The sequence below is a fragment of the Actinoplanes sp. NPDC051513 genome, from assembly GCF_044454685.1.
GTDB lineage: Bacteria > Actinomycetota > Actinomycetes > Mycobacteriales > Micromonosporaceae > Actinoplanes.
Window position 1 is genome coordinate 854,896 of sequence record NZ_JBITDW010000001.1, and the last position, 7,901, is coordinate 862,796.

7 protein-coding genes are annotated in these 7,901 nt (G+C 70.9%); 2 read left to right on the plus strand and 5 right to left on the minus strand.

What is annotated here, in order from left to right:
* Nucleotides 1-203: 203 nt before the first annotated feature.
* The 4 genes from ACIA5D_RS04110 to ACIA5D_RS04125 form a co-directional block, all read right to left on the minus strand.
* On the minus strand, nt 204-746 hold the full coding sequence (locus ACIA5D_RS04110; RefSeq protein ID WP_396028326.1) for a GNAT family N-acetyltransferase: 543 nt from the start codon (nt 744-746) through the stop codon (nt 204-206).
* A complete protein-coding gene (locus ACIA5D_RS04115; RefSeq protein ID WP_396028327.1) occupies nt 719-943 on the minus strand; it encodes a hypothetical protein in 225 nt (74 codons plus the stop codon). Before ACIA5D_RS04115 ends, ACIA5D_RS04110 begins: the two co-directional genes overlap by 28 nt.
* Nucleotides 944-1,045: 102 nt before the next feature.
* Nucleotides 1,046-1,810, minus strand: a complete 765-nt coding sequence (locus ACIA5D_RS04120; protein ID WP_396028328.1) for a class I SAM-dependent methyltransferase — start codon at nt 1,808-1,810, stop codon at nt 1,046-1,048.
* Between the two features lie 34 nt (nt 1,811-1,844).
* The gene (locus ACIA5D_RS04125) at nt 1,845-2,621 is read right to left on the minus strand and encodes a TetR/AcrR family transcriptional regulator (protein ID WP_396028329.1); all 777 of its coding nucleotides are present in this window, start codon (nt 2,619-2,621) and stop codon (nt 1,845-1,847) included.
* An 87-nt stretch (nt 2,622-2,708) separates the two neighbouring features.
* On the opposite strand from ACIA5D_RS04125, the gene ACIA5D_RS04130 reads away from it, so the two are divergent.
* A complete protein-coding gene (locus tag ACIA5D_RS04130) occupies nt 2,709-4,229 on the plus strand; it encodes an MFS transporter (RefSeq protein ID WP_396028330.1) in 1,521 nt (506 codons plus the stop codon).
* A gap of 231 nt (nt 4,230-4,460) precedes the next feature.
* On the opposite strand, the gene ACIA5D_RS04135 is transcribed toward ACIA5D_RS04130, so the two are convergent.
* Nucleotides 4,461-6,701, minus strand: a complete 2,241-nt coding sequence (locus ACIA5D_RS04135) for a beta-glucosidase (protein WP_396028331.1) — start codon at nt 6,699-6,701, stop codon at nt 4,461-4,463.
* 440 nt (nt 6,702-7,141) lie between these two features.
* Here ACIA5D_RS04135 and ACIA5D_RS04140 point away from each other — a divergent pair, with 440 nt between their 5' ends.
* Entirely contained in the window at nt 7,142-7,777 is a 636-nt protein-coding gene (locus ACIA5D_RS04140; RefSeq protein ID WP_396028332.1) for an alpha-ketoglutarate-dependent dioxygenase AlkB, read from the plus strand.
* Nucleotides 7,778-7,901 lie beyond the last annotated feature (124 nt).

The following is a 7,901-nucleotide window of genomic DNA, read 5'->3' on the forward strand; positions in this document are numbered from 1 at the left end:
GGCGGCCTCCTTTTCCGTACGGGCGACGGCAGCGCCCAACCACAAACACCGCAGTCCCCGGCATGACGCGTCGGTGGGCGGTTGCGCTGAGAGATCCGCTACGGGCCGTCGACGCGGTGGGCGGTTGCGCTGAGAGATCCGCTACCGGCCGTCGACGCGGCGCGGCGGTGGGCCGGGCCGGCGGACGCGCGCCGGGCGGGTTGTCAGCGTGGCTCGATGGGTGGGTCGTCGTCGGCGGCGAGCGTGAGCTGAGCGATGGCGATGTCGTGCCAGGCGCCGTTCTTGTAGCCGATCCGCGGGTGAACGCCCACCGGGCGAAAGCCCAAGGCGGCATGCAGACCCTCACTTGCCGGGTTCGGGAGAGTCATCTTCGCCACGGCGACCCGGAAGCCGCGCTCGATCAACCGGGCGAGAAGGGCGGTGTAGAGAGCACGGCCCAGGCCCGCTCGACGGCGGATCGGGGACAGGTAGATGCTCGTCTCGCACGACCAGCGGTAGGCCTCGCGGGCCGCGAACGGGCGCGCGTAGGCGTAGCCGGTCACCTCGCCGCCGGTTTCGGCGACCAGCCAGGCGTGCGAGCTCGACGCCTCGCGGATGCGGGCGGCCATCTCTTCGTCGGTCGGCGGGTTGAGCTCGAAGCTCACCGCCGTGCCCAGGACGAACGGCCGGTAGATGGCCGCGCAGGCCGGAGCGTCGGACTCGCTCGCGTCGCGGATCGTCAGCTCCGCCGATGCTTGCTCAGCCATCCCAGAACCTCCAACGCGTGCATCGCGGGCGCCGCGATCGGATGGAAGACATGCTCGATCACGTCGTCCCGGATGACCAGCGTGAGGCGGCGATAGAGAACCATGTCACCGGCGCCGAACGTGGGCAGGCCGAGCGCCGCGGCGAGCGTCATGCGCGGATCGGGCAGCAGCGGGTACGGCAGCCGCAGCCGGTGCACGAGCTCGCGCTGGTCGTCACGGTCTGTCGCGCCAACTCTCCGACCCGCATGCGGAGGACCCTAAACCCGAGCCTTCGGGTCCGGGTCAAACCGCGATACGGCTCACGGGTGGCCGACGAGCAGGCGCAGAGAGCCAAGGAACTGCGGTTGGGCGCGCAGATGCCCGTACGTGTGCTCCCAGGCGCCGGAAGCCAGGTCGGCGCGCAACTTTTCGACGGCTCGGTGGGTCGCCTCCGGCGTGACGAAGCCCCACGCCGACTGGGCCGCTCGCACGCGCGGATCGAGGAAGGCATCGGGACGCGCGTAATAGGCCTCGGTGAAACCGTCGACGCAGTCGATCGGGATGGGGACCTCGATCACCTCGGTGGTGCGGCCGATCGCGGCCGCGACGGACGAGATGGCCGGGTAGCGGAGGCGCTCGGCGGCCACCAGCTCGGGGACGTAGGCCGCCAGCCACAATCGCTCGAGCTCATCGCCGTCGAAGGTCAGCACGACGACCGGGCCGCGCGCCACCCGCCGCATCTCGGCCAGGCCGCTCACCGCGTCGCGCCATTGGTGCACGGTCACGGTCGCCATCACCGCGTCGAAGGCGTCGTCGTCGAAGGGCAACCGCTCGGCCGTCGCGTCCAGCGCCGGCGCCGCGCCCGGCGGCCGCTGCGCGCGCATGGCCGCCGACGGCTCGACCGCCAGCACGTATCGGTCGCCGGGCTCGTAGGAGCCGGCGCCCGCGCCGACATTGAGCACCGTACGGGCGTCGCCGAGCGCGGTGTGGATCAGCGCGGCGATACGCGGGTCGGGGCGGCGGCGCCGCGCATAGCCCTGACCGTGGGTGTCGTAGTCGAAATCCCCCGCGACTGTCTGCGTCATGCCCCGAAGCTAAACCCCTCCCTCAGGGGGAGGGTCAAGCCCAATCTGTCGCCGGTCGGGGAGCCTGGGTGAGCGGTTGGCCGGCGGCCAGCCAATGCTCGAGGCCGTCGAGAATGCGCTCGAGCCCGAAGGCGAAGCCGTCGTCCCACAGCTGCTGCGGGCTGAACCCGGTCAGCGGATTTTCCCGGCGCCACTGGTCGTAGTGCGGGTGCTCTGGCGCGATCTTCTCGAGATACGGCTCGATGTCCTTGAGCACCTCGGAGACCGGCGCGTTGCCCTGGCCGAGGCCGGCGGCGATCGCCGCCTGGATGGTCGCCGCGCCGATGGCGTGCGCGTGGATCAGTGAGCTGACGTGCGCCATCGCGAACCCGGTGAAGCCGGCGGTGGTGAGCAGCGCGACCAGGCGGTCACCCATGCGCATGGCGTTGGGCCCCAGGGTCGGCTTGATGCCGAGCAGCCCGATCATCCAGGGATGGCGCAGCAGCGTGGCACGCGTGCTGTTGGCGAACACCGAGACGCTGATGCGCCAGGGCGCGTCGCCCGGCTCGGGCACGTAGACCTCGCCGAGCCCCTCGTCGAGAGCCAGCTCGAGCAGCTCGTCCTTGTTCGAGACGTGCCAATAGAGCGAGGTGGCGCCCGCGCCCAGGTGGGAGCCGAGCCGGCGCATGCTCAGGCCGGTGGCGCCGTCGGCGTCGAGCAGCTCGATCGCGGCCCGGACTATCTGCTCACGGCCGAGGGTGGGCTGGCCGCCGCGGGTGCGAGGCGGTCGCATCCACACCGAGCCGTGGACGAAGTCCGGCTTCGAAGACATGCCCTCATCCTATAAGTCGCTCGAACAGCGTGCGACTTCGATGGTACGGTGTTCGAGTCCTCGCACACCGTACGAGAGAAGCCCGTCATGCCCGACCGCAATCCCCGTCGCTGGTTGATCCTCGGCGTGCTCTGCCTGAGCCTGCTCGTGGTCGTCATCGACAACATGGTGCTCAACATCGCGATCCCGTCGCTGATCCGCGATCTAGGGGCGAGCACGTCCGAAATCCAGTGGATCATCGACTCGTACATCCTGGTTTTCGCCGGCCTGCTGCTGACCGCGGGCAGCCTCTCCGACCGGCACGGCCGGCGGCGCGGCCTGATCATCGGCCTGGTCGTCTTCGGCTTCGGGTCGGGGCTGGCCACCCTGTGCCAGACCCCCGAGCAGCTGATCGCCGCGCGCGGCCTGATGGGCGTGGGCGGCGCGTTCCTGATGCCGGGCACCCTCTCGATCCTCACCACGGTCTTCGACGAGCAGGAACGTAAAAAGGCAATCGCCATCTGGAGCTCCGTGCTCGCGCTGGGCGGGCTCGGCAGCCCGGTCATCGGCGGCCTGCTCCTGGAGCATTTCTGGTGGGGATCGGTCTTCCTGGTGAACGTGCCGGTCGCGGCGATCGCCATCATCGCGGCGCTGCTGATCATCCCCGAATCACGCGGCGCGGCCATCCGGCCCGACCTCCTCGGCGCGCTGTTCTCCATGATCGGCATGACCGCCCTGGTCTGGGCCGTCATCTCGACCGCCCGCGACGGCTGGGGCTCGGCGCAGACCGTCGGCGGGTTCGTCGTCGCGGCGCTCGGGATCGCCGCGTTCGTTCTGTGGGAACGGCACGTCGCCGAGCCGATGCTGCCGCTGGCGTTGTTCCGCGACCGCAACTTCGCCGGGTCGAGTTTCTCCATCGTGCTGCTGTCGTTCTCGGCCGGCGGCGTGGTGCTCGCGCTGACGCAGTACATCCAGTTCGTGCTCGGCTATTCGCCGGTCAAGGCCGGGCTCGCGTTCGTACCGATGATCCTGACCGTGATGGTCTTCAACGGCGTCGGCGTGGTCGTCGACAAGCGGCTGGGCACCCGCGCCGCGCTGGCGATCGGGCTGCTGCTGATGGCGGGCGGGTTCGGCGTGCTCGCCTCCCTGGAGCCCGGCGACGGCTATCTGAAGCTCGCGGCCGCGCTGGTCGTGATCGGCATGGGCAGCGGAACGGCCGGTCCAGCCGCCTACGGCACCCTGCTCGGCGCGTTGCCGCCCGAGCGGGTGGGCGTCGGCTCGGCGGTCAACGACACCGTGCAGCAGATCGGCCAGGCCCTGAGCATCGCGGTCCTGGGCAGCGTGCTGACCGCGGCCTACCGGTCGGCGATGCCTGCCGACGTGGTCGCCCAGGCCCGCGACTCGATCGGCGACGCGCTGCGGATCGCGGCCCAGACCGGCGACGCGGCGCTGGCCCAGGTCGCGAAGGACTCCTTCGTCGACGCCGTGGCGACCACCTCGCTGATCGGGGTGTTCGGCGGCATCGCGGCAGCGGCCGTCGCGGTGGCGGTCCTGCGCCCGAAGCCGAAGCCACCGGCCGACGCGACCCCCACCGCCGCCGAGCTCCCGATCCCCGAGCACCAGCTCTGACCGACAACGCCCGCCCGGCCGCGCCGCCTCGGCGGCGCGACTGGCGAGGGCGGCGCGACTGGCCGGGGCGGCGCGACTGGCCAGGGCGGCGCGACTGGCCAGGGCGGCGCGACTGGCCAGGGCGGCGCGACTGGCCAGGGCGGCGCGACTGGCCAAGCGGCGCGACTGGCCAAGCGGCGGGAATGGGCCGTCCGGCCGGGAGGAGGCCCGGCCGGACGGAGTTGGGGGCGGTCAGGCGATGGTGAAGGAGGAGGCCAGCGGGAGGTCCCGGGAGCTGGCGCCCACCTGGATCTGGTAGGCGCCGGGGGCGGTGTCCCAGGCGTGGGCCGCGGAGTTCCAGAAGCTCAGCGGGCGATCGGGCGAGGACGCGTCGATCGTCAGCTGAACCCTCGTGGACTGGCCGGGCTTCAGGGTGACCTTGTCGTAGCCGGCCAGGCGCTTGCCGGGCTCACCGGTGGAGCTCGGCAGCGTCAGGTAGAGCTGCGGCGTGGCCGTTCCCGTACGGGTTCCGGTGTTGCGGACGTCGACCGTGACGGTCACCGTGCCGGATTTGCCGTGCAGGCGCGGGGTGACCTTCAGGTTCCTGTAGTCGAAGGTCGTGTACGACAGGCCGTAGCCGAACGGGAAGAGCGGCTCGATGTTCTGCGAGTCGTACCACTTGTAGCCGACCTTCAAGCCCTCGCTGTAGCTGACCTGGCGGATCGCGGTGCTGCCGGCCGGGCGGGTCGTCGAGCCGTCGGCGAACGTGCCGGGGTACTGGGCGGGGGTGTTGGTCGGGGTGTCGGCCAGCGACTTCGGGAAGGTCATCGGCAGCCGGCCGGTGAAGTCGACGTCGCCGTACAGCAGGCGAGCGATCGCGGTGCCTTGCTGGTCGCCGGGGTACCACGCCTCCATGACGCCCTTGACGTCGGCGAGCCATGGCATCGTCGTCGCGGTGCCGGTCTCCAGCACCACCACGGTGTTCGGGTTGGCGGCGGCGACCGCGGCGATCAGCGCGTCACCGTTCCCGTCCAGTGCCAGCGTCGTACGGTCGGCGAACTCGCCCTGCTTCGCGTACCCGAAGACCACCGCGACATCCGCGCTCTGCGCGACCGCCGCCGCGGCAGCCGGGTCGGCGCCGTTGCTGTAGGTGACCGTCTGGCCCGACGTCGCGGCCCGCGCCGTGATCGCGTCGAGCGGCGCGACCGGGTTCGGGCAGGCGGCCGCGTTGTTCCGGCCCTCCGCGCAGATCGTGCCCGCGTTGACCCCGTCCGTCGGGGTGTTCGAGGCAGTCTGGCCGATCACCGCGATCGTCTTCGAGCGGCTGGTCAGCGGCAGCACCGAACCCTCGTTCTTGAGCAGCACCGAACCCTGCTCGGCGACCGTCTGCGCCACCGCCTTGTTCGCCGCCGTCGACGTGGTGGTCGACGGCGTGGCCGGCAGCGGGTGGTCGAAGAGCCCGGCCTTGAGGTAGGCGCGCACCACCCGGAAGGCGGCCTCGTCGATCTGCTTCATCGAGACCTGGCCCGTGTCCAGCGCCGCCTCGATGTTCGCCGGGGTGTAGAACCGCGGCCGGTTCAGCTCCTGGTCGAGGCCGTTGTTCAGCGACGGGGCGGTCGAGTGCACCGCGCCGAAGTCGCTGGTCACATAGCCGTCGAAGCCGCCGTCGCCCTTGAGCAGGTTGTTCAGGATCGGGCTCTCACACCCGTACGCGCCATTGATCTGGTTGTAGGAGCACATGATGCCGCCGGGGTCGCTCTTGTCGACGGCGATCGCGAACGGCAGGTCGTACACCTGGCGCAGGGTCCGTCCGTCGATGTTGGACGAGCTGGTCTGCCGGTCGAGCTCCTGCTCGTTGGCGACGTAGTGCTTCACCACGGTCATCACCGGCTGGTCCTTGTTGCCCCGCTGCATGCCGTTGATCGACGCGGCCGCGAGATTGCCGCTGAGCAGCGAGTCCTCGCCGAGGTACTCGGGCGTGCGGCCGGCCAGCGGCGTGCGCGAGCTCGAGATGCCGGGCGCGAGCAGCACGTTCTTGCCGGCCCGGAACGCCTCGTCGGCCTGGGTCTTGCCCTTGGTGTACGCGAGCTTGTCGTTCCACGTGCCGGCCAGCGCGAGTTGCGCCGGGAAGACGGTCACTCCGGCCGGTCCGCGTACGTAGTCAGGACCGTCGGCGTAGACCACGGTCGGGGTGCAGGCGACCTGGACGGAGTAGGTCACGCCGCTGAACGTGGTCTGGGCCGGCGAGTTCGCGGCCTGCTCGTCGAGCCAGCGCAGCTTCTGCCCGAGGGTGCTGTGCTCGAGCAGGATCTTGGCGCGCTGGTCGGCGCTCTTGTGGGTGTCCATCCACGGGCATCCGGCCGGGTACTTGCCGGAGTGGGCGAGCCCGGCGGCGGGGGCGCCCGCGCCGGTGGCCAGCAACGTGCCGAGCGTGGCGGTGACGCTCAGGGCGGCACCGACTCTCCGGCGGCTAAAGGTGTTGGAACGTTTCACTTTCCGGCCTCCTAATCGGACCTCGGCATCCGGCGGGATGCGAGGTTCGCGGGGGTGCGAACGAGAGAGGAGATGGTCCAGAAAACGCCGATTCGCGCCTGCGGATCAGCCGATTGTCACCGGCTTGTTTCGTGCCGGTGAACACGCCTGATCATGCGTCCGCGGGAAGCCGCGGACCTAGTCCAAATTGAACCGGCGTTAGCACAAAACTCACCCGGCCCCACGGGGGCGGAAGGCCAAGAGGGCGCGTTTGCGCAGCTGGATATGGGTGGGAGCATGGCCGGAAGAGACTGGCGGGTAGGAATGACAAGCACCGCCGGCCGAGGCGGCGGCGCTCGCCGGAAGGCGGACAGATCAGGCGAGCTGATCGATCCGGACCTTATCCACAGGTCCGGCCTGACACGTGGCCACCGTTCGCACGGATGTACTAACATGGCCGGGTGACCAGCGCTTACCAGCCGTCGATGCTCGACCTCGTGGCCGGGCCCGCCCCCGTCCTCGAGTCGCTCGCCGACCGTCTGACCCGCCACCGGCTGACCGCCGGCGCCTGGGTCGACGTGCTGCCCGGCTGGCTCCAGGGCTCCGACGAGGTCTTCGACACCCTGCTCGGCATCGACTGGCGGGCCGACCGCCGCCAGATGTACGACAACGTCGTCGACGTCCCTCGCCTGCTGCGATGGTTCGGCGGCGACGAGCCGCTTCCCCACCCGGCGCTCACCGAGGCCCGCGCCGCGCTCTCCGAGCATTACGCCGACGAGTTGGGCGAGCCCTTCGTGACCGCGGGCATGTGCCTCTACCGCGACGGCCGCGACAGCGTCGCCTGGCACGGCGACACCATCGGCCGCTCGGCCCGCCACGACACCATGGTCGCGATCCTGTCGCTCGGCGCTCCGCGCTACCTGTCGCTGCGCCCACGAGCCGGTGGCCACGACACTCTGCGCTTCCCGCTGGGCCACGGCGACCTGATCGTCATGGGCGGCTCCTGCCAGCGCACGTGGGAACACGCGATCCTCAAGACGGCCAGGCCCGTCGGCCCCCGCATCAGCGTCCAGTTCCGCCCGATCAACGTGTCTTGAGCCCAGCGGGCGCTACGCGACAGGAGATGGCGCCGGCCGACGCGGTGGCATCGCGGGGGCCGAGGCAGCGCAACAGAAGGCCGGCGCGGCGCGAGGGGCGCGGGGCAGCGCGGGGGGCGCAACG

Bases quoted from the DNA above. Each gene is read 5' to 3' on its own strand.
- ACIA5D_RS04125 (WP_396028329.1), bottom strand. From the start codon at position 2,621: ATGTCTTCGAAGCCGGACTTCGTCCACGGCTCGGTGTGGATGCGACCG.
- ACIA5D_RS04130 (WP_396028330.1), top strand. From the start codon at position 2,709: ATGCCCGACCGCAATCCCCGTCGCTGGTTGATCCTCGGCGTGCTCTGC.
- ACIA5D_RS04120 (WP_396028328.1), bottom strand. From the start codon at position 1,810: ATGACGCAGACAGTCGCGGGGGATTTCGACTACGACACCCACGGTCAG.
- ACIA5D_RS04110 (WP_396028326.1), bottom strand. From the start codon at position 746: ATGGCTGAGCAAGCATCGGCGGAGCTGACGATCCGCGACGCGAGCGAG.